Genomic DNA, 19,819 nt, shown 5'->3' with positions numbered 1-19,819 from the left:
GCAATTCCCCACAATGATTCAGCTATTCTTCCAACACCCTATCCCATACAAAAAGGACTTCGGGAATTCTCCCAAAGTCCTTTTCCTTATCGTCACACGACTACTATTATTTCTTTGTTGTGTACATGAAGTACTTCATACCAAAGAGGTTTGCATAATCGCCGGATACGTTAGATTTTTCCATGTACATATCGTTGTATTCATAAAGTGGTACAACTGCCCATGTATCCATTAACATATCCTCTGCCTGATGCATCAGATCAATACGTTTATCAGAATCTGTCTCTACACGGATCTGTTTGATCAGCTCATCATATTTATCCCAGTTCTGTGGAGCCCAGGATTTTACATCTTTACCAAACTGTGGGTCATTGTTTCCGGAATCTGTTGTAAAGATCTCAAGCATGTTGATCGGATCATCATAGTCTAATAACCAACCTTCACGGGCAACGTCATATTTACCCTGTTTACGATCCTCTAAGAATACGTTCCAGTCCTCAGAAGAAATCTTCATGTCGATACCGATTACTGCTAAATCCTGCTGGATTGCCTCAGCGATCTTCTGATGGCTGTCCATTGTATTCAGGATGTAGTTTACTGTAAGTGCAGGAGAAATCTTGTAAGATCCGTCTCCATTGTCTTTAAATGTATATCCGCAGTCCTCTAAAAGCTTGATTGCTTCTTTTGCGTTGTCTGCGCCTGTCTTCTCTGCATCGAAATATCCGTCTTTCTTGAATTTTCCGCCGTTTCCGTCAGCTACAAGTGCCGGGATGAAAGAGTTAGCCAGTTTCTGATCTGTCTGAGCTACAGTCTCAACGATGTATTTACGATCGATCATAAGGCTCATTGCTTCACGCATCTTAGCTGCCTGCTCCGGAGTCTTGTCTTTGAACATTTCGCTGTTTACGTTGAATGCTACATAGTATGTTCCAAGAGTATCGATTACATGGAACTCATCGCTCTCTTTTGCTTTTGCGATCTCATCAGTAGGAACTTCATCGATGAAATCTAAGTCACCGCTGTTGTATGCAGCATATACTGCTGTCATATCATCACTTAACATGAAGTGAAGCTCTTTCATGGTTACATTCTTTGCATCGTAGTAGTTATCATTTTTAACATATACCATGCTCTCGTTGTGGCTCCATTTGTCTAAGGTGTATGCACCGTTGCAGACAAATCCTGCTTCCTGAGCCCAAGCTCCAGGATTAGAACCATCTTTGTCAGCAGCCTCTACAGATGCCTGTGGTACCGGCATGAATGTAGGGAATGCACATAAATCCAAGAAGTATGCACATGGACTTGCAAGCTGTACGGTTAATGTATAATCGTCATCAGCTGTAACCTTTAATGTACCATCATCATTTTTGTCAATTACATCGAACAGATAAGAATAATCTGATGCTGTTGCTTCTGCTGCTGCACGATTCCAGCTGTATGCGAAATCTTTTGCTGTCAGCTCGCTTCCGTCACTCCATTTAGACTTGATCAGCTTAAATGTATAAGTTGTCTTGTCTTCGGAAATCTCCGGCTCACCGTCAGATAATGCCGGTACTAATTTTCCGTCTTTGTCATAGGTATAAAGACCTACGAAAGAGTTCACTGCTAAACATCCGCCATCTACAGAACTGTTTAATGCCGGGTCAAGGTGCGCTGGTTCAGAAGCTAAGTTGATGTTTAACACATCTGTGTTTGTGCTCTTTTTAGACTCTGAATCAGATTTCTTGGCTGCATCCTTTTTGTCGCCGCCGCCACATGCTACGAGGCTGACTGCCATGGCTGCCACCAATAAGGTAGAAATAAGTCTTTTCTTCATTTCTAATTTTTCCCTCCTGTTTTCTTTTTATGTTTCACTCCACTGTGGAGATAGAAACCCTGCTCAGATTATTTATTCCAGCATGCTACAAAATGCTCTCCGCCTCGGTCTGTTAACGGTGGCATCTCCTTTGCACACTGCTCTGTTGCATACGCACATCTGGTACGGAACGGACATCCGCTTGGCATATTCAACGGACTTGGAACGTCACCCTCTAATACGATACGATGGCTTTTTCTTGCAGTTTCCGGATCCGGAATCGGAACTGCGGAAAGCAGGCTCAGTGTATACGGATGGATCGGATGGTTATTCAGCTCATCGGAAGGAGCGATCTCCATCATTTTTCCAAGATACATTACTGCAATTCTATCAGAAATATGCTGAACAATCAACAAGTCATGTGCAATAAACAGGTATGCCATGCCAAATTTTTTCTGTAAATCTTCAAACATGTTGACAACCTGTGCCTGAATGGATACATCCAATGCAGATACCGGCTCATCACAGACGATAAATTTTGGTCTTACTGCTAATGCTCTTGCGATTCCGATACGCTGCCTCTGTCCACCGGAAAACTCATGTGCATAACGTGTTGCATGTTCTGCATTCAATCCTACATATCCCATCAATTCCAAAATTCTGTCTCTTCGCTCTGCACGGCTGCTATACAGTTTATGTACATCCAGCGGTTCTCCGATAATGTCCTCTACGGTCATTCGCGGATTCAGGGAAGAATATGGATCCTGAAATACCATCTGCATTTTCTTTCGGTATGGAAGCATATCTACATCAATGCTCTTATTTTTTACCGGTTTTCCATTTGCATCAACAATGATCTTTCCTTCTTCATCGTACTGCTCTCCGCTGTCGAACAGAACATCTCCATCAAAAACGATACGTCCTGCTGTCGGCTGATACAGACGGAGCAGTGTACGTCCTACTGTGGTTTTTCCACATCCTGACTCACCGACTAATCCAAGAGTCTCTCCCGGCTTGATGGCAAATGAAATATCATCCACTGCCTTTAACGGAATGGTGTGAAATCCTTTACGCACCGGAAAATACTGTTTTAAGTGGCTGACTTCCAGCAGATTCTTTTCCTCACTCATTCTTATTTTCCTCCTGTGCTTCATACATTTTCTTTACATTCATCCAGCAGCTCGCCAAATGTGTGTCACTCATGCGAATCTCCTGTGGTACTTCATCTAAACAGATCTTCATTGCTGCCTCACAACGCGGGCAGAATGCACAGCCTTTCGGCATATTTAAAAGGTTGATCGGCGTACCGCCAATCGGAACCAATCGTTCATTCATGTTGTCTTTTCTCGGAATGGAACGTAACAGTCCCTTGGTGTACTCATGACATGGACGATAGAAAATATCATCTGCCGTTCCACGTTCACAGACACGACCACCATACATAACGATGATCTCATCACACATACTTGCGATGACACCGAGGTCATGTGTTACCATGATGATCGCCATTCCAAGTTTTTTCTGTAAATCCTGCATCAGTTCTAATATCTGTGCCTGAATGGTTACGTCAAGTGCTGTGGTCGGTTCATCTGCGATCAGAATATCCGGCTCACAGGCTAATGCCATTGCGATCATCACACGCTGACGCATACCACCGGATAACTCATGCGGATATTGTTTCATACGGCTTTCCGGCTCATTCACTCCTACGAGTGTGAGCATTTCGATCGCTCTTTCTTTTGCTTCTTTTTTATTTTTATCCGTATGAAGCAGAATTGCCTCACACAACTGATTTCCTACAGTAAATACAGGGTTCAGACTGGTCATCGGGTCCTGGAAAATAATAGAACACTTAGAACCGCGGAAATTATGCAGTTCTCTTTCACTCCACTTTGTAATATCCTCACCCTTATATTTCACGGAACCTTCCGTAATCTCTCCTGTCTCTGCTAAAATCTGCATGATAGAATATGCGGTTACGGATTTTCCTGAACCGGACTCTCCAACGATTCCTAACGTCTTTCCTGCTTCTAAGGTCATGGACAATCCGTTTACGGCATTGACATCTCCTGACTCTGTATGGAAACATGTATGGAGATTTTCGACTTCCAGCACATAATCTGTATTCTTTACTTCTTCGCTCATCTCTGCATCTCCTTACTTTAATTTTGAATCAAACGCATCTCTTAATCCATCACCTAAAAGGTTAAATGCCAGTACGATCAGACAGATCGTGACTGCCGGGATAACCAGTTTGGACGGATAGGACTGCATTCCTGCTCTGGCTGTATTTGCAAGACTTCCTAACGATGTCAGCGGAGCTGCAACACCCAGTCCTAAGAAACTCAGATAACTCTCTGTAAAGATTGCAGATGGGATCTGAAGTGCCGTTGTAATAATGATAACAGACAGACAGTTCGGAATGATATGTATGCTTAAGATTTTACTTCCTTTTGTTCCGATACATCTTGCTGCTAATACATACTCACTGCTTTTTATGGAAAGCACCTGTCCTCTGACAAGACGTGCCATACCTACCCAGTAGAGCAGTCCGAATACGATAAATATGGAGATCATATTCGTTCCCAGTTTTGAAAGTGCCGTACCTTCAATTGCCGGTGCCAGCGTTACGTTCAATACAACGGAAAGTAAGATGATCATCAACATATCCGGCAGGGAATAGATGACATCGACGATACGCATCATTACCATATCGACTTTTCCACCACAGTATCCTGCGATCGCACCATATAGCAGTCCGATGATCAATACCATGATCGATGCTACCAGACCTACTGCAAGGCTGACTCTTGTTCCGTAAATAACACGGATAAAGTAATCACGGCACAAACTGTCTGTACCAAAGATATGCGGGAATAATTTTTCACCGGTTTCTTCCATATACTGGAGTTCTCTTGGGGAGTATTCCATCATACCAAGGTTCTTTGCACTCTTATCACGGACACCGTTTACCGTTATGATTTGATCATAGCTGTAAGGCACGATGTGCGGTGCAATGATAATAATTAAAAGAATTAAAATCAACACGACCAGACTTCCCATTGCCAACGGGTTCTTTTTTAAACGTCTGATACCATCTTTAAAGAATGTTGTGGATTCACTCATAACATCCTGTTGCTTTTTTTCCTCTTCCGTAGCCGCTCTGAAATAGGAACTGTCAAATTTTGATAAATCGACCTGAGCGGACAACAGACTCTTTTTCGGACTTCCATTTTCGTTCTGCATAAATCTCTATCCTCTCTTATTCAAATGTGATACGCGGGTCGATAATCTTATAAGCAATATCCGTAAGCAGGTTTGCAATTACCATGAGAACCGCTAAGAAAATTGTCGTTGCCATAATCATCGTATAGTCACGGTTTGTAATACTTGTAACAAACGCTGTTCCAAGACCACCGATGGTAAAGATATTCTCTACTACCATGGAACCTACCAGAATATAGGCTACCATTGGTCCTACATATGTAACGACCGGGATTAATGCATTACGAAGTGCATGTTTAAAAATAACTCTTCTGGTACTTACACCCTTCGCTCTTGCTGTACGCACATAATCCTGATTCAATGCGTCTAACATACTTGTTTTTGTCAGTCTTGTGATATATGCCATTGGATAAAGGCTCAAAGCAATGACAGGCAGTACATAATTCGGATCACTCGATGACCAGACCGGAACCCATTCCAACTGTAAACAGAATACTAACAGCAGCAGGGTTGCCAATACGAAAGACGGCATTGCCGTTGCCAGTGTCGTAAAGAAAATAATGACACGGTCGGGCCACTTATTTCGGTTCAGCGCTGCGATACTTCCCAGAACAATTCCCACGATAATCGCAACAATCGCTGCCATTCCTCCTAATTTTGCTGATATCTGGAATTTGGACCACATATCTGTCCAGATGTCACGTCCGCTCTTTAAGCTCACGCCCCAGTCACCATGCATCAGATTTTTCAGATACATACCGAACTGAACATATACCGGTTTGTCCAGATTGTAACGTTCTTCTAAAGTTTTTTGAACTGCCGGGCTTAATGCTTTTTCCGTATTGAACGGTCCACCCGGTATCAGGTTCATCGCAAAAAACGTAATCGCACTGATTACGAATATCGTCACGACGGCAAGAAACACTCGTTTGACAATATATTCTTTCATTGGTTTCACTCCTTGTTTCCAGATTATATTTTATATGAGCATTTCCTCTCACTTTTGTACGACAGGATTTTTATTTCCTGACAGGTATGTACTTTTCCATTTTACTATGGCAAAGTGTTATCTTGAAATAAAAAAAGGGCGAGATTTTTCCCGCTTCATCGCACCCCAAAATATAATCTATTTTTTAACTCATAGCTTTGTTGTATTTTATCATTTTGACCGCCAGTTTGTCAATAAATTTGGGCATATTCCATAAAATTCATATTCATGCATGATTTTGGGTTTTTTATACACAAAGAGGGCTTCCTTAAATACTTCAGGAAACCCTCTTTTGTCATCATTGAATACGGGCAACAGGACTTGAACCTGCACGGTCTCCCACTAGAACCTAAATCTAGCGCGTCTGCCAATTCCGCCATGCCCGCTTAACATATCCGTTTTCCTATTCTAATGGATTCTGAACTCCTTGTCAATTCTTTTCGTAATTCTAAACCAACTCTAAACTTCCTTAAAAGTTTCTTATAACTGCTGCAAGGCAGTTGAAAAATGTCAGAAAATGCCATACACTAGGAACGTCAATATGTATTTTATGGGGGAACAATCAATGAACGTATTAATGTTATTAAAAAATAAATCCGAAGTCGCTTTTGTCTATGACACCAACACACTCCGTCAGGGTATTGAAAAAATGCATGCCCACGGTTATTCTGCCATTCCGGTGCTTTCTAAGGATGGCACCTATGTCGGAAGTGTCAGCGAAGGCGATTTTCTCTGGCATATCTTAGAATACCGCAACAACGACTTACGGGTACAGGAAAATTATCAGGTCAGCGACATTCTGCGCAAGGACTTTAACCCTGCCGTTAAAATCGATGTTTCCATGGATGAGTTATTAGAACGCTCCATGAACCAGAACTTTATCCCCGTCGTGGATGACCGTAACTTTTTCATCGGCATTGTAACCAGACAGGATATCATCCGAAGCATTTTAAAGGAACTTTAATCCTCCTTTTTTAACTCCATTCTTTTATACCGGAAAATTCCCCATGGTTTGATGCTGTCATGTTCACAGACCACCTGATAGCCTGCTTTTTCATAACACTTCACGGCTCTTTGATTAAATAGGCGAACTTCCAGATAGACAAGGCTTTCCGGATACTGTTTTTTTACATAATCCGTAATGGTTTTTACAAAGTCTGCCCCTTTGCCCTGACCGCACTCTTCCGGCCGCATTCCAAGTCCTATCTCAACCTCGCCGTTTTCATCCTGATGCATCTTAAAATAGCCTGTCAGTTCTCCTGCTTTATTTAGCACTCCGCGGTACTCCTGCCCGCGTACTTTCGCATCTGCAATCTCCCAGTGATTTCTGACCGCCATTTCCCAGGAAGAATAACTGTACAGGGAATATTCTCCTTCATATTTCCAACCGCAGATGTCTTTTGCATATACTTCTTTTAATGGTACGATCCGATACAGACCACTGTTTTCCAGACTCCGGATGACACGCGCCGGATTTCCCACTGCGACCACATTCGATGGAATATCTTTCGTCACGATACTTCCCGCACCGATTACTACATTATCTCCGATCGTAACGCCCGGCAGGACCGTAACGCCTGCACCAAACCACACACTGTTGCCCACCTGTATCGGTCTGGCTGTCTTCAGTCCGCGGTTACGCTCTGTTTCATCCAACGGATGCTCTGCCGTTGCAAAGCAGCAATTTGGTCCTACAAATACATTGTCACCGAATGTTACTTTTGCACAGTCTAAAATGACACAGTTGTGATTGCTGTAGAAATTTTTTCCAATTTCAATATTATATCCGTAATCGCACCAGAACGGTGTGGTAATATAAAAGCCCTCTCCCGCCTTTGCAAAAAGTGACACAAAGATCTCACTCTGCTCTTTGATCTTAGAAGGCGGAAGCTGGTTCGCTGCAAAGCACAGATCCTTGCACTTTAACCGGTCCTCTTTTAAATCTTCATCCAAAACGGCTTCATAGACCATGCCTGCTAACATTTTTTCTTTTTCTGTCATAGCTGCTCTCCTGTCTTTGTTTTGGATGCATTTTACCATATTATCGATTCAAATTCTATAGAGGTTTTCTTCCTAACATCGGAAAAACCGAAGTTTTCCATCTTCCGTAAAAACTGCCACTCCGCTGAAGCCGGAAGGTTATAAATCCAAGCACAAACATCAGCGCGATCAGAAAATAGGCACCGATGCAGACAGAGATCAGTTTTTCCGATTCATATTTCCGTGCTGATTTTCCAAACAGGATGGAACACGGAAATGCAACCACCTGTGTCAAGAGCAGCGCGAGCAGCATACTGCTGTCGCTGATGCCCACATCTTTTCCATATGCGGTTGAATTTGCTGCGGAGATTCCACTTGCCGTTGCCATATTTTTAAAATAAATCGGTATGATCGTGGATACCAGCATCACAAATGCCGAATTACCCACATCATATAATACCCATTGTTTTTCTAATTTTGTCATTTTCTCTTTTTCCATCGTATACTCCTATTCCACGCCAAAGGTACACTGATATACCTCATCACACGGTCCCTTATCCCGATATTCACAGATCAACTGTACTGCTAACGGAATTGCATCCTGATACAGCCTGCTGCACCTCCTGCTTTGTTACTTCCGGAAAAAATTCCGCAATGACACCGGCACAGGTTGCATCTGTCGGGATATGGTTTGTCAGGTGCGAAGTGATGGGATTGTGTCCGTGTTTTTCCAATAACATCCGGTCGAATTCTACTTCGATCTCCGCATGCGTCACCCCGCTCTTTTGCATCTTTTCCTCAATATATCCATGACAGCTGTGGTCTAACGCAAAGTGACAGATGAACCCATACAGATAGGCAAATCCGCCACGGTTCGCCGGCAGCTCCTTTCTCTTCTTCCATGCCTGTTCAAAGAATTCTGCCGCCGGTCTGGCATGTAAAGCGGACCATATGCTTTGATCTCTTTTTGTATCTCTTTTGGTAACTGTTTGTAAACTGCTTTTCCAAAGCAATCATGTGCATAAGTAGATGGCACGTTTCTTTCTCTCTTTCCTCATTTTCTTTTCACATCTCAGTATAGTATGCCCGAAAAAACGTTACTATCATGCTTTGAAAAAAACTCGGTAAAATAAATGTAAAAAGACTTACCACAAAACTGTAGTAAGTCCATGTTACTGAGGCATCGGGGATTCGAACCCCGGACAACTTGATTAAAAGTCAAGTGCTCTGCCAACTGAGCTAATACCCCATATTTAATTTGTAAGACCTGGGCTAGCTGGATTCGAACCAGCGAATGCAGGAGTCAAAGTCCTGTGCCTTACCGCTTGGCGATAGCCCATCATTTTTTCAGATGCTGAACTTATCGCATCAAGGGTGGATACAGGGATTCGAACCCTGGGCCTCCAGAGCCACAATCTGGCGCGCTAACCAACTGCGCTATACCCACCATAACGTGCTCGAAGGGATTCGAACCCCCGACCCACGGCTTAGAAGGCCGTTGCTCTATCCAGCTGAGCTACGAACACATGTTATCGAATTTTGCAAATACAAAGCGGGTGATGGGAATCGAACCCACGTATCCAGCTTGGAAGGCTGGTGTTCTACCATTGAACTACACCCGCAGAGTCGGGGTGACAGGATTCGAACCTGCGGCCTCCTGGTCCCAAACCAGGCGCTCTAGCCAAGCTGAGCCACACCCCGTAATTCACAATATTCATTTCTGCATCACTCGTGACGCAAGACATATTATATAATAGACATTCATGCTTGTCAACATTTTTTTTGAAATTTTAAAAATTTTAAAAATTTTTTCATGTTTTTGAATTTTTTGTACTTTTGTAGATATTTTAGCGCCCTTATAAATAGTGGATCGTAAAATGCGCTTCTCCCTCACGGTCGAGTTCCATCATAATATAAGACGGTTTTCTTCCCGGCTGTCTCGGATAGGACAGACTTCCCGGATTGATAACGGTAAGCTCCTTATCGTATTCGATCAATGGTCTGTGCGTATGCCCAAACATCACAATATCCATGCCACGGCTATAGGCTTCTTTGCGCAGTGTGTCCAGTCCCGCACTGACATAGTAATAATGTCCATGTGTGAGCAGCACCTTGTATTTTCCGATCCGTATCTCCTTTTCTTTGTCCAACATGGAGAAAAAATCATTATTTCCCGATACGATCTCTAATGGACAGCCTGCCATGTCTGCTATGTAATCCTCATATCCCTCAGCATCGCCAAGATGGATCAGCAGATCCGGTGTACCTGCCTGCTCTAACGCCCTTGCAAGATTTCTATGATGTTTGTGGGTATCGCTTACAACCATAATTTTTTTCATACGCTAAAATCCTTTTTTCTTTAATTCCTCTTTTACTGCCCGCAGCGCCTTTCCACGGTGGCTCAACTCATTCTTCTGCTCCATCGACAACTCTGCCGTAGAACAGCCGTATTCCTCTACATAAAAAATCGGGTCATAGCCAAATCCGTTCTTACCTACCGGTTTCTCTCCAATGTAGCCTTCAATCGTGCCTCTCGTTGTAAGGACTTCTTTATTTGGAAGAACTGCTGCGATCGCACAGACAAACCGTGCGGTACGTTTGTCCTTCTCTACGCCCTTTAAACGCTCCAATAAATTGGCATTTTTTACTTCATAAGGCGTATCCTCACCCATATAGCGGGCAGAATAAATACCCGGCTCCTTGTTCAGATAATCGATTTCTAATCCGGAATCATCTGCTAAGACGATTTCGTCTGTATATTTTGCGATTTCTTTTGCCTTGATCATGGCATTTTCTTCAAACGTCTTTCCATCCTCGATAATGTCTGCCTCAATTCCGGCTTCTTTCATCGACAGGATCTCCATGTTCATGTCCTGCAAAATTTCTCTGATCTCTTTCATCTTTCCGGCATTTCCGGTTGCAAAAATAATCTTGTTCATTTCTAGTATCCTTCCTCAAAAGCCCGCAGGATCGCCTGATAAATGCCTTCTGCCACTTTCTTTTGATAATCATTTGAATTTAATTTTGTCAGTTCTTCTTCATTTGTCATAAATCCCACTTCGATGAGTGCGACCGGTACTGCTGCCGTTCGGATGATAAAAATATCATTTCCTGCCACCAGACCTTTATCGACACTGCCACAGGATTTCGTTACCTCTTCTAAACAGATCTGCGCAAAATCCTTAGAATCTTTATCGGGTTTCTTCTCATCGTACATGACCTGTGTTCCCTGTACCTTAGAGAGTCCCGGTCCTGTCGTGGAATTGTTATGAACGCTGATAAACAGATCCGCATCCGCTTTGTTTGCAAGGTCTACCCTGCTGTCAAAGGACGGATTGCTGTCATCTACTCTTGTATAGTATACACCGATTTTTTTATTTTGTTCTAATAGTTTCTTCAATTCTAACACTATAGCCAGATCAATATCCTTCTCACAGATTCCCTGCTTGATGGCTCCCGGCTTGCTCCCGCCGTGTCCCGCATCGATTACTACTACTTTATCATAGATTTCATGCGGTGACAAAAAATCCAGATAGAGATATTTTCCTGCACAGGTCTTTTCCGTCTCAAACACCTGGTTTAAGACAATCTCTATGACTGCCTTTCCGCCTGCATAATCCATGAACACATCACTGATATTTTTACTGCTGCCGACTAAAGGTTTCTCATACAAAAATTCCTGCTCATCGGTCGGAATGATCAGATCCACGGTCTGCGAATTATAATTCTGACGCACCTCCACCTGACTTGCATCACAGCCTGCCGGAAGCTCTACCCGAAGCTGCTGTGGGAAGTTCGCCTTCACATCGGTATTAATGGCACTGATCCCTGAATTTTCACTTTTTGTCAGTATAAATTGCTCTAACTGTTCCATTCCAAAAGACAGCCTCGTATCATGCAGTTTTGGCAGATAGTAAAAAGATGCACATGCCACAATTGCTAACGCCACACAAAAGCAGGCTGATATCTTCAGTATTTTTTCCTGCATCACACGCCTACTTTCCTGCATATGCCTTGATACAGAGATTACATGACTGTGTATCCTCGGCACTTTCCCATGTTCTTCCATCCGGGCTGATATATCCCTCGCCATCGCTTAAATCCACTTTCGCAGTGGTAGCATCTGCCGTATATTCAATGGCAAGCGGATGTACGGCATCCGGCGTATTTACAAAGATCACGATTGCAAATTTTTCTCCCGGCTCCACTTTGATCTCCTTATCAAACTGTATCGTGTAATAGCCCGCATTGTCTAATTTTCCCTGTGCTACCCTTTCCTTTTTTTCAAAAGAAGAGGTATCTTTAAAATCTTTTACTACATAAACCTGATACGTTGTGTCCTTGCCGACTGCATAAAATCCTGCTGCACGCAATTTTTCATTTTTCCGGGCAGTAAACACATTTGCTCCATAGACAGATTCCTTATTATAACCAATCTGCCCTACCCAGCCGCACAGATCTGACTGGTAGATGCTGTCGTAATTCTTTGTACTCTCAACGCCGGTATACACGACATTATGGACACCGATATTGGTATCGTAATAAGAAATATAAAATACTCCGTTATCGCCAAAACCTCCGCCCCAGCTATTCTGACAGATAAATGCTCCGTCTCCTTCGATTGCCGTTGAAAAATTCTCCTTGGAATAATTATCATCCCATCCAATGATGACAACATCATGGTTTGGTTTTTCCGTTCCGATATAGCAATATGCATTCTTGCTGCTGTTATAAAATTCCGACTGGCTCTGTGAACTGCGAAGTGCACTGTAGATCGAAGTCTGGACACCGCCATACTTAAATACGGCTTCCTTGATCTTTTCAAAATCTTTTCCTTCGATCACCTGCATTTCCTGCACATGCTTCACCGGTTTTAATCCGTCCGGGGATTCTCCATCTCCATATGGATCATCCGCTTCATAGACCGGTCCCTGCCATGCAGTCAGGTATGCCATTCCCATCGTATACTCTCCACCATCGTTCTGCGTCTGCGAAAAGCTGTTTTTTAACGTCATATGGTCTACAGAAAACTGCACGGATTCCTCCGGCAAAAGAGCGGTCTCTAACGCACTGACAGACGCTGATGTCCAGCAGGTGCCAAGGCTTCCCTGATTTTTGACCGTTGTTGCGCGTCCTTTTTCCCGCAGATCATATTTACTCGGATAAATGGAAGTTGCTCCCGAAATATCTGCCGCAGATGCCGTATTCTTCTGGATATCCCAGGAATAATCATAGGACAATGATTTCGAAAGTTTTGAGGCAGAGACATAATAATTGTCGTTTTTTTTCGTAAGCTGTTTGTCCTCTAATGAAAAATCCGCACTTTCCTCATGTTTTTCTACCACGAGTTTTTCTTTGTCATACAGACCGGCACTACAGTTAAAGCTGTCTCTTACCAGTGAAACCGGGATCATGATATCTAATTTCTGGTTCATATAAATATCATAATCCTCATTGCTATAGATACGGTTGTCCACGACTAAAGACAGCGGATTTTCATTGACACTTTCCGCGATCAGAGGATTCCAGACCTTTGGTTCCATTTGTGCTCCACGAAAAGTCTCTACCTGTTCCGATCCGTTCCTGTTAAATTTTAAAGCAACCACCAAAAGCAAAATGATGGTCAGACAGATATAACGTTTTGAATACTTCAATGTGACTCCTCATTATTTCTTCTCTTTGGCGGCTTCGGACCTAAAAATTGATAAAAATACGTCTTTAACATTCCGTTGTAAATCTTCCGGTTCTTATCCGCTTTTCTTCCAATGTACTGCTGTGCCTGCTCATAACTCGTGATCAGATACATCGACCATGCATCCAGTCCACGATACATCTCTCCGATCTGTCGGTAAAGTTCCGGCAGATTTTCCTTTTCTTCTAACCGCTCTCCATATGGCGGGTTTGAAATAATAAAGCCATATTTCTTCGGATGATGCATGTCCGCCACTGCTCTTTGCTGAAAATGGATCAGATGATCCACTCCGGCTCTCTTCGCATTCTCCCTTGCAGCTTTTACTACATCCGCATCAATATCATATCCCTGAATATCCACCTTGATGTCCGTATGTACCATGTCATTTGCCTCTTCAATGACATCATACCACAACTGTTTTGGAATCAGGTTTGTCCATTCTTCGGAAATAAATTCCCGGTTCAGTCCCGGTGCGATATTTGCCGCCATCATTGCCGCTTCGATCGGAAATGTTCCACTACCGCAAAACGGGTCAACCAGAATACGGTCTGCATGCCATGGGGTTAACATAATAAGTGCTGCTGCCAAAGTTTCGGTAATCGGAGCTTTACTTGTCATCTTACGGTATCCTCTCTTGTGCAGGGATTCTCCGGTCGTATCGATCGTTACCGTAACCTCATCCTTCATCAAAAAAATCCTTACAGGATAGGATGCTCCGTCTTCCGGAAACCAGGTAAGGTCATATTCACGTTTCATCCTCTCTACCATTGCCTTTTTTACAATCGATTGAATGTCGGAAGGTGAAAACAACTTACTCTTAATCGAAGTTGCCTTGGTTACCCAGAATTTTCCATCCTTTGGAATATAGTTTTCCCATGGAAGTGCCTTAATTCCTTCAAAAAGTTCATCAAATGTGGTGGCACGGAATCTTCCTACCTCTAAAAGTACACGTTCTGCCGTCCGCAGGAAAATATTTGCACGGCAGATACCCTCCGCATCTGCTGCAAAGGTGACCCTGCCGTCTTCCACCTTTGTAATCTCATATCCTAAATCATAAATTTCTCTTTTACATACTGCCTCAAGTCCAAAATGACAAGGCGCTGTTAATTGGTAATTCTGCATCTTTCTTCTCTTTCTAATAAATCTCATGAAACTACTATTATACTATCTGTTCCTTTTTCTACTGTCAATCATTTTTCACACCTAATCCAGATTTCGCTCCTGTACGGCACGGATTCCTCCGATCAATGTACAGACAGAGTATCCGTCCTTTAAAAGTTGTTTTGCCGCCATCATGCTAAGACTTCCTCTTTCACAGTAAAGAACGTAGATCTTACTTTTATCCAATCGCTTTTCCCACTGCTCCATATCATCATATGGAAGGTTTTTTGCTCCCGGTATATGATAAAGAAGATACTCTTCTCTTTCCCTGACATCGATCCATATCACATCTTCCCGTGCCTGATACTTTGGAATATCCCTGACTCCGATTGTCCTGATCTCTTCCTGTGACATCTGTTGTCTCCCCCTCCCTGGATTTCGAACTGATTATTTGATACCTGATACTGTTAACCATTCCTGTGACATTTTTATATAGAAAAACAGATTACAAAAGTTACTTTGTAATCTGTTCTTACTATATACTATTCCGCTTTCAACGATTGGTGTCAAACGGTTCTAGTAGCAGTTATTTGCATCCTTAGTAGAATCTGTGGATTTGTTCTTAGATGCATTGCTTGCTTTAGACTTTGCACTATTTGTGCTGTTTTTAGAAGTTGCATCATTGCTTGTCTGAGCATTTGTTGCATTGTTTGCTTTGTTCTGAGAATTTTTTGCCATGATTTTTCCCTCCTTTTCATTGCACAAATAGTATCTCTGAATTTCGTACAATTATTCACATATGTACATTGTTTTTGAAATTTTTTTATATTACAATGTAGGTTATAAAAGCTTTTATGCTTTTATAGTTATACCCCTTATTAATTATTTATACTCCCCTCATAGAAAGAACCGATGGTTTTCCATCGGTTCTTTCTTCATCTAAAACTTCCATTATAAGTCTAAAAATACTGAATTAGAAATTCTTACATACTATTATTTTTTAATATTACACATGAAAAATATTGCATTTCGTAATAAACCTACTACATTTCATAAAATTCTTTGTTTACGATCATTTCCTCGGTCAGTTCACCGCCAGCCTTCCGGTATTTGTCCTCAAAAAGAGCCACATGACGTTTTTCCCTGCCAATAATGATATCGTACTTCTGGATCATCTCCTGGTACATCGGGCTTACCTTCAGACTGTCCCTGATCTCTTTGACAAACGGACAATAACGGAAGAGGATTCCTCTCGCTACCCGGTTCATTCTAAAGCTGCCTTTTGCTTCATATTTAATCCATACCTGATAATCCTTTACAAAGACTTCACGGTAATTATTTTTAGCTTTCCAGAGCGCATTCTTTAATTTTTCTTTTGCCTCCGGGGAAAGGTCGTGATTCTTTTTGTAATACTGAACATAATCATAGTATTCTGAGGTCAATGACATTTCACGGATATCATTCCAACGTGCGCCCTGTTCCTTACGGCACATCTCCCACCGGAATCTTCCGGCAGTCTCTAACATCAACTCATCCAGATTTCCGGCAGTCATAACCGGGAATAAAAATCTTGCAGATGTATCGCGTCTTCCTCCTGCTGTTTCCTGCCACATCATCGCCTTTGTACCGGCATTTGGCATCAGGATCACATCCGGAAGTACTTCTTTTTTCAAAAATTCTCTTGTAATGTCATGTGCCGGATCTGAGAATGTCGTATCGCGGTAAAAAATAGAGAAATCCACACTGCGGATCTTGTCTAAGGCTTCATTGATCCGTGCGGCTGTCACCAGCATCGTTTCTACACTATTTACAATATCATATTCACATAAAATCGGAATAAATGTAGAAATCTTACCATAAACTGCTCTGTTAGAAGAGGTAAACATATTCTCAATCTCATACTCTACCTTCTTCCACTGGTCATCCTTCCACTCTTCCTGTTCTTTCTTTGTAATCGTTCCATTTCGACGCAGATCTGCTAAGTACGCCGGATAATCCAGATCAAACTCATTTTTAGAAGGCTCATTTTTTCCTATATAAATACTCTTCAGCCACTCATACATTGTATATACATGTTCGGAATTGCACTCGGAAAGTCTTTCTGCTACCGCATACAACTGCTCCGTATATTCCTCCCCTAACAGACCACTGTCCATAAATCCGAAATCAAAAAACATTCTTAAGACCGGAGAAATTGCCTGTTCCTGCAATGCCCGTTTGATCGCTGCCTTATAAACTTCATAATATACCGCTGCAATGGATCTTCTGAGTTTTCGCACATGGTCATCTGTAGAATAAATATCCGGAAGATCACGATATGTAGCAATCTGCTTACGGATTTCTTCAATCTTTTCCGCATCATAAGAAGCATATTCTAAAATGTAAGCAAGCGGATCTGACACTGCCTCCGGTGAAATTCCGAGTTCTGCCTGTGCTGCCTCTGCCGCATTTTCTTCTGCTTCTATTTCCGGTTCTATCTCTTCTTCCGGGATCGCAGTAAAATCATAGCCTTCATATTCTATGAATCTCTCACGCACAAATTTTTCATCATACAACTCTGACACATGGATAAACTCCATCAGTTTTTCCATACGCTGCTGAATATCGGATGTATCTGCACCCTTTCTTGTCGCCCGTATCTCTAAATCAAAATAGAGTTGGAACAGATCATCACCGCCCTCTTCTAAAAGAATATCCTGCCAGTAATGCAGATAGTCGCGGACTCCTTCCATTTTTGCAAGCACTTCATTGATCACCTTGCCTGCATAGAGCATCGTTCCGATTCCAACTGCAAAATCCGTGCCTAAAAAAGCATTGACACTCTGCATATCTTTTCCTGCTAATGCCTGAAAATATCCCTGTTTCCACTCTTCTAATATATAACTCTGCTCTAATGGAACCAAATGCTCCATACTCATCAACTGTTTTTCTGTTAAATCATACTTACTGCACAGATACTTATAATCTCTGTACATTCCAACTCCCATAGAATAGAGTTTCTTCGCTAATTCGGTTCTTTTACCATAATAATTCAGTACCGTGTTCGCCTGCTTCACTGCCGCCATCGGAAATACCGTTGCATACTTTGGCTGTTCCGCAAAAAGTTTTTCTAAATCTGCAACCTGTTTATATGGGTATTCCATCAACACCGTATCCTCTGCAGCAATATAATCACAGCAATATCTCTGTTTTTCACAGGCAGCAATTCCAATGATGGTCCCCGTATCCAATGGAATTACTTCATCCCCTACGATCATATTTACACGCCCCTGCAAGATGATCTCTAACTTTTCCTGTGCATCATCCTTATGGATAAGATGTTTTCCTTTTTCTATCCTAACCATGCTCATCGCTTTCCCTTCTCAATTTCGTACAACACTTTTCTGACTATTTTCATTATATCTGAATCTTTTCTGTCTTACAAGCAAAATATCTGTATAGATTTTTATTTGTTTCTATAAATATCTATGCGAATTTCTATTTGCCGCTATAACCTTATAAAAAAATCGCTACGATCGGTATCGTTACTACTGATAGTAGTGTGCTTAAGACCGTTCCAATCGTTGCACTATCGTCTTCTGCACCATATTCCTGTGCAATCAGGGTGATAATACTTCCGATCGGTACCGCACACTCAATGACAAACACCTTATACACTCCTGCATCCACCGGAAGCTGCTTACAGATCAATGCGGCTCCGATTGGGATCAGCAGCATCTTGATTGCCAAAAATACATACATTTTCAAATTGGAAAACAACTTTGAAAGCTCCATCTGTCCCACGGAAATCCCGATAAGGATCATAGACAACGGAATACAGGTATTTCCCATATAATCTAAAAATGTCTCTACCGGTGCCGGGATGTCCAGTCCGCATAAGAAGATCAAAATTGCTATGACACAGCCAACCACTCCCGGATTCAAAATCCTTTTAATTGGAAAGAAGACGCTTGTCCCACCTTCGTCCACATTGCTTTTAATCGCCAGATAAATTCCATAAGTGTATAAAAGTACATTATAAACCAGTGTATAAAATGCAATATATAACACATATTCTCTTCCTAATAAGGCAGTTACAATCGGAATCCCTACAAATCCGATATTAGAAAACAGCATCATCATCTGATAAAAATTCTTCTGTGGTTTTTTCAAACGCAATAAAAATGCCACTACAAATCCCATCAAAAACAACAACACAAAATATACGATCACAAAGACCATATTTTGTCCGATATTCATCGTCGATTTTTCAAAATCATATCCACTGATACTATATATAAGAAGCAATGGGTTAAAAATATTGACTACCATTTTAGAAAGAGCTTTCTGTCCTTTCACATCTATCCAGTTTTTCTTCCATAAAAATACTCCAATTGCTATCATGGAAAATAATACAAGCATTTGCTGCAACACAATGACTGCACTCATTTTTTAACCTCCATCTGTAATCTATGACATAAAAAATCCAAAAGCATTATCGCAATACTTTTGGATTCTTTTGCAACGTGCGTGAGAGGATTCGAACCCCCGACACCTTGGTCCGTAGCCAAGTGCTCTATCCAGCTGAGCTACACACACATATTTTGTTTTGAATGCCGGCGATCGGAATCGAACCGATACTGTGTTTCCACAACAGGATTTTAAGTCCTGCGCGTCTGCCAGTTCCGCCACGCCGGCATATGACTTTCGTCATAAATGGGACCTACAGGGCTCGAACCTGTGACCCTCTGCTTGTAAGGCAGATGCTCTCCCAGCTGAGCTAAGATCCCATGCATGTTATAAAACTTCATGCGAACGACCCCAGGGGGACTCGAACCCCCGACCTCCGCCGTGACAGGGCGGCGCTCTAACCAACTGAGCCATGAGGCCATATTTACTTTTTTATTAGTGGACCTTCGGGGACTCGAACCCAGGACCGACCGGTTATGAGCCGGTTGCTCTAACCAACTGAGCTAAAGGTCCAAAAAGCCGATGATCGGACTCGAACCGATAACCTGCTGATTACAAATCAGCTGCTCTGCCAATTGAGCCACATCGG

At 42.2% G+C, this 19,819-nt stretch carries 18 protein-coding genes and 13 tRNA genes; 1 reads left to right on the top strand and 30 read right to left on the bottom strand.

Annotation, left to right across the window (positions count from 1 at the left end):
* Positions 1 to 106: 106 nt before the first annotated feature.
* The 6 genes from WMO43_RS05935 to WMO43_RS05910 all read right to left on the bottom strand — a co-directional run bounded on the left by WMO43_RS05935 (position 107) and on the right by WMO43_RS05910 (position 6,394).
* Positions 107 to 1,816, bottom strand: coding sequence for a peptide ABC transporter substrate-binding protein (locus WMO43_RS05935; protein WP_353530564.1), 1,710 nt, complete (start codon positions 1,814 to 1,816; stop codon positions 107 to 109).
* 68 nt (positions 1,817 to 1,884) lie between these two features.
* Complete coding sequence (locus tag WMO43_RS05930) at positions 1,885 to 2,925, bottom strand: ABC transporter ATP-binding protein (RefSeq protein WP_353530562.1); 1,041 nt, start codon at positions 2,923 to 2,925, stop codon at positions 1,885 to 1,887.
* Entirely contained in the window at positions 2,918 to 3,940 is a 1,023-nt protein-coding gene (locus WMO43_RS05925) for an ABC transporter ATP-binding protein (protein ID WP_353530560.1), read from the bottom strand. The genes WMO43_RS05930 and WMO43_RS05925 overlap by 8 nt, the downstream gene beginning before the upstream one ends.
* Before the next feature lie 12 nt (positions 3,941 to 3,952).
* Positions 3,953 to 5,041: an ABC transporter permease gene (locus WMO43_RS05920; RefSeq protein WP_353530558.1), complete on the bottom strand. Its 1,089-nt coding sequence runs from the start codon at positions 5,039 to 5,041 to the stop codon at positions 3,953 to 3,955.
* 16 nt (positions 5,042 to 5,057) lie between these two features.
* Positions 5,058 to 5,969 (bottom strand): ABC transporter permease, encoded by a 912-nt coding sequence (locus tag WMO43_RS05915; RefSeq protein ID WP_353530556.1) that lies wholly within the window; start codon positions 5,967 to 5,969, stop codon positions 5,058 to 5,060.
* A gap of 345 nt (positions 5,970 to 6,314) precedes the next feature.
* Positions 6,315 to 6,394 (bottom strand) — tRNA-Leu (locus tag WMO43_RS05910).
* 179 nt (positions 6,395 to 6,573) lie between these two features.
* On the opposite strand from WMO43_RS05910, the gene WMO43_RS05905 reads away from it, so the two are divergent.
* Positions 6,574 to 6,972 carry a CBS domain-containing protein gene (locus tag WMO43_RS05905; protein ID WP_177963827.1) on the top strand — a complete coding sequence of 133 codons (399 nt, stop codon included), beginning with the start codon at positions 6,574 to 6,576 and terminating at the stop codon, positions 6,970 to 6,972.
* On the opposite strand, the gene WMO43_RS05900 is transcribed toward WMO43_RS05905, so the two are convergent.
* The 24 genes from WMO43_RS05900 to WMO43_RS05785 form a co-directional block, all read right to left on the bottom strand.
* Positions 6,969 to 8,009, bottom strand: coding sequence for a GNAT family N-acetyltransferase (locus tag WMO43_RS05900; protein ID WP_353530554.1), 1,041 nt, complete (start codon positions 8,007 to 8,009; stop codon positions 6,969 to 6,971). The genes WMO43_RS05905 and WMO43_RS05900 overlap by 4 nt on opposite strands.
* 55 nt (positions 8,010 to 8,064) lie before the next feature.
* Positions 8,065 to 8,487, bottom strand: coding sequence for a hypothetical protein (locus WMO43_RS05895; RefSeq protein ID WP_353530552.1), 423 nt, complete (start codon positions 8,485 to 8,487; stop codon positions 8,065 to 8,067).
* A 67-nt stretch (positions 8,488 to 8,554) separates the two neighbouring features.
* Complete coding sequence (locus tag WMO43_RS05890) at positions 8,555 to 9,001, bottom strand: zinc dependent phospholipase C family protein (RefSeq protein ID WP_353530550.1); 447 nt, start codon at positions 8,999 to 9,001, stop codon at positions 8,555 to 8,557.
* Positions 9,002 to 9,164: 163 nt separating this feature from the next.
* A tRNA-Lys gene (locus WMO43_RS05885) sits at positions 9,165 to 9,237 on the bottom strand.
* Between the two features lie 18 nt (positions 9,238 to 9,255).
* A tRNA-Gln gene (locus WMO43_RS05880) sits at positions 9,256 to 9,327 on the bottom strand.
* 34 nt (positions 9,328 to 9,361) lie between these two features.
* Positions 9,362 to 9,435 (bottom strand) — tRNA-His (locus tag WMO43_RS05875).
* Between the two features lie 5 nt (positions 9,436 to 9,440).
* A tRNA-Arg gene (locus WMO43_RS05870) sits at positions 9,441 to 9,514 on the bottom strand.
* Positions 9,515 to 9,539: 25 nt separating this feature from the next.
* Positions 9,540 to 9,610: transfer RNA gene (locus tag WMO43_RS05865), tRNA-Gly, on the bottom strand.
* A gap of 4 nt (positions 9,611 to 9,614) precedes the next feature.
* Positions 9,615 to 9,689: transfer RNA gene (locus tag WMO43_RS05860), tRNA-Pro, on the bottom strand.
* 155 nt (positions 9,690 to 9,844) lie between these two features.
* Entirely contained in the window at positions 9,845 to 10,327 is a 483-nt protein-coding gene (locus WMO43_RS05855; protein ID WP_177963824.1) for a metallophosphoesterase family protein, read from the bottom strand.
* Between the two features lie 3 nt (positions 10,328 to 10,330).
* A complete protein-coding gene (locus WMO43_RS05850) occupies positions 10,331 to 10,927 on the bottom strand; it encodes an XTP/dITP diphosphatase (RefSeq protein WP_353530548.1) in 597 nt (198 codons plus the stop codon).
* A gap of 2 nt (positions 10,928 to 10,929) precedes the next feature.
* A complete protein-coding gene (locus WMO43_RS05845; protein ID WP_177963822.1) occupies positions 10,930 to 11,976 on the bottom strand; it encodes an N-acetylmuramoyl-L-alanine amidase family protein in 1,047 nt (348 codons plus the stop codon).
* A gap of 7 nt (positions 11,977 to 11,983) precedes the next feature.
* Entirely contained in the window at positions 11,984 to 13,642 is a 1,659-nt protein-coding gene (locus tag WMO43_RS05840; RefSeq protein WP_353530546.1) for a lectin like domain-containing protein, read from the bottom strand.
* On the bottom strand, positions 13,639 to 14,802 hold the full coding sequence (locus WMO43_RS05835) for a THUMP domain-containing class I SAM-dependent RNA methyltransferase (protein WP_353530544.1): 1,164 nt from the start codon (positions 14,800 to 14,802) through the stop codon (positions 13,639 to 13,641). The genes WMO43_RS05840 and WMO43_RS05835 overlap by 4 nt, the downstream gene beginning before the upstream one ends.
* Positions 14,803 to 14,883: 81 nt before the next feature.
* Positions 14,884 to 15,195: a rhodanese-like domain-containing protein gene (locus WMO43_RS05830; RefSeq protein ID WP_353530542.1), complete on the bottom strand. Its 312-nt coding sequence runs from the start codon at positions 15,193 to 15,195 to the stop codon at positions 14,884 to 14,886.
* 162 nt (positions 15,196 to 15,357) lie between these two features.
* Positions 15,358 to 15,519 (bottom strand): hypothetical protein, encoded by a 162-nt coding sequence (locus WMO43_RS05825; protein WP_353530540.1) that lies wholly within the window; start codon positions 15,517 to 15,519, stop codon positions 15,358 to 15,360.
* 305 nt (positions 15,520 to 15,824) lie between these two features.
* Positions 15,825 to 18,131 carry a DUF8509 domain-containing protein gene (locus WMO43_RS05820; protein WP_353530538.1) on the bottom strand — a complete coding sequence of 769 codons (2,307 nt, stop codon included), beginning with the start codon at positions 18,129 to 18,131 and terminating at the stop codon, positions 15,825 to 15,827.
* Between the two features lie 145 nt (positions 18,132 to 18,276).
* A complete protein-coding gene (locus tag WMO43_RS05815; protein ID WP_353530536.1) occupies positions 18,277 to 19,209 on the bottom strand; it encodes an AEC family transporter in 933 nt (310 codons plus the stop codon).
* A gap of 76 nt (positions 19,210 to 19,285) precedes the next feature.
* Positions 19,286 to 19,359 (bottom strand) — tRNA-Arg (locus tag WMO43_RS05810).
* Between the two features lie 15 nt (positions 19,360 to 19,374).
* Positions 19,375 to 19,458: transfer RNA gene (locus WMO43_RS05805), tRNA-Leu, on the bottom strand.
* Positions 19,459 to 19,477: 19 nt separating this feature from the next.
* Positions 19,478 to 19,550, bottom strand: a tRNA-Val gene (locus tag WMO43_RS05800).
* A gap of 26 nt (positions 19,551 to 19,576) precedes the next feature.
* Positions 19,577 to 19,650 (bottom strand) — tRNA-Asp (locus tag WMO43_RS05795).
* Between the two features lie 19 nt (positions 19,651 to 19,669).
* Positions 19,670 to 19,743 (bottom strand) — tRNA-Ile (locus tag WMO43_RS05790).
* A 4-nt stretch (positions 19,744 to 19,747) separates the two neighbouring features.
* Positions 19,748 to 19,819, bottom strand: a tRNA-Thr gene (locus WMO43_RS05785).

The sequence above is a fragment of the Maccoyibacter intestinihominis genome (genome assembly GCF_040096355.1).
Taxonomy (GTDB): Bacteria; Bacillota; Clostridia; order Lachnospirales; family Lachnospiraceae; genus Maccoyibacter; species Maccoyibacter intestinihominis.
This window is presented reverse-complemented; position numbering and strand designations above follow the sequence as displayed.

Excerpts from the sequence above, each read along its gene's own strand:
- WMO43_RS05935 (WP_353530564.1), bottom strand. The coding sequence starts at position 1,816 with ATGAAGAAAAGACTTATTTCTACCTTATTGGTGGCAGCCATGGCAGTC.
- WMO43_RS05930 (WP_353530562.1), bottom strand. The coding sequence starts at position 2,925 with ATGAGTGAGGAAAAGAATCTGCTGGAAGTCAGCCACTTAAAACAGTAT.
- WMO43_RS05925 (WP_353530560.1), bottom strand. The coding sequence starts at position 3,940 with ATGAGCGAAGAAGTAAAGAATACAGATTATGTGCTGGAAGTCGAAAAT.
- WMO43_RS05920 (WP_353530558.1), bottom strand. The coding sequence starts at position 5,041 with ATGCAGAACGAAAATGGAAGTCCGAAAAAGAGTCTGTTGTCCGCTCAG.
- WMO43_RS05915 (WP_353530556.1), bottom strand. The coding sequence starts at position 5,969 with ATGAAAGAATATATTGTCAAACGAGTGTTTCTTGCCGTCGTGACGATA.
- WMO43_RS05905 (WP_177963827.1), top strand. The coding sequence starts at position 6,574 with ATGAACGTATTAATGTTATTAAAAAATAAATCCGAAGTCGCTTTTGTC.
- WMO43_RS05900 (WP_353530554.1), bottom strand. The coding sequence starts at position 8,009 with ATGACAGAAAAAGAAAAAATGTTAGCAGGCATGGTCTATGAAGCCGTT.
- WMO43_RS05895 (WP_353530552.1), bottom strand. The coding sequence starts at position 8,487 with ATGGAAAAAGAGAAAATGACAAAATTAGAAAAACAATGGGTATTATAT.
- WMO43_RS05855 (WP_177963824.1), bottom strand. The coding sequence starts at position 10,327 with ATGAAAAAAATTATGGTTGTAAGCGATACCCACAAACATCATAGAAAT.
- WMO43_RS05850 (WP_353530548.1), bottom strand. The coding sequence starts at position 10,927 with ATGAACAAGATTATTTTTGCAACCGGAAATGCCGGAAAGATGAAAGAG.
- WMO43_RS05845 (WP_177963822.1), bottom strand. The coding sequence starts at position 11,976 with ATGCAGGAAAAAATACTGAAGATATCAGCCTGCTTTTGTGTGGCGTTA.
- WMO43_RS05835 (WP_353530544.1), bottom strand. The coding sequence starts at position 14,802 with ATGCAGAATTACCAATTAACAGCGCCTTGTCATTTTGGACTTGAGGCA.
- WMO43_RS05830 (WP_353530542.1), bottom strand. The coding sequence starts at position 15,195 with ATGTCACAGGAAGAGATCAGGACAATCGGAGTCAGGGATATTCCAAAG.
- WMO43_RS05825 (WP_353530540.1), bottom strand. The coding sequence starts at position 15,519 with ATGGCAAAAAATTCTCAGAACAAAGCAAACAATGCAACAAATGCTCAG.
- WMO43_RS05820 (WP_353530538.1), bottom strand. The coding sequence starts at position 18,131 with ATGAGCATGGTTAGGATAGAAAAAGGAAAACATCTTATCCATAAGGAT.
- WMO43_RS05815 (WP_353530536.1), bottom strand. The coding sequence starts at position 19,209 with ATGAGTGCAGTCATTGTGTTGCAGCAAATGCTTGTATTATTTTCCATG.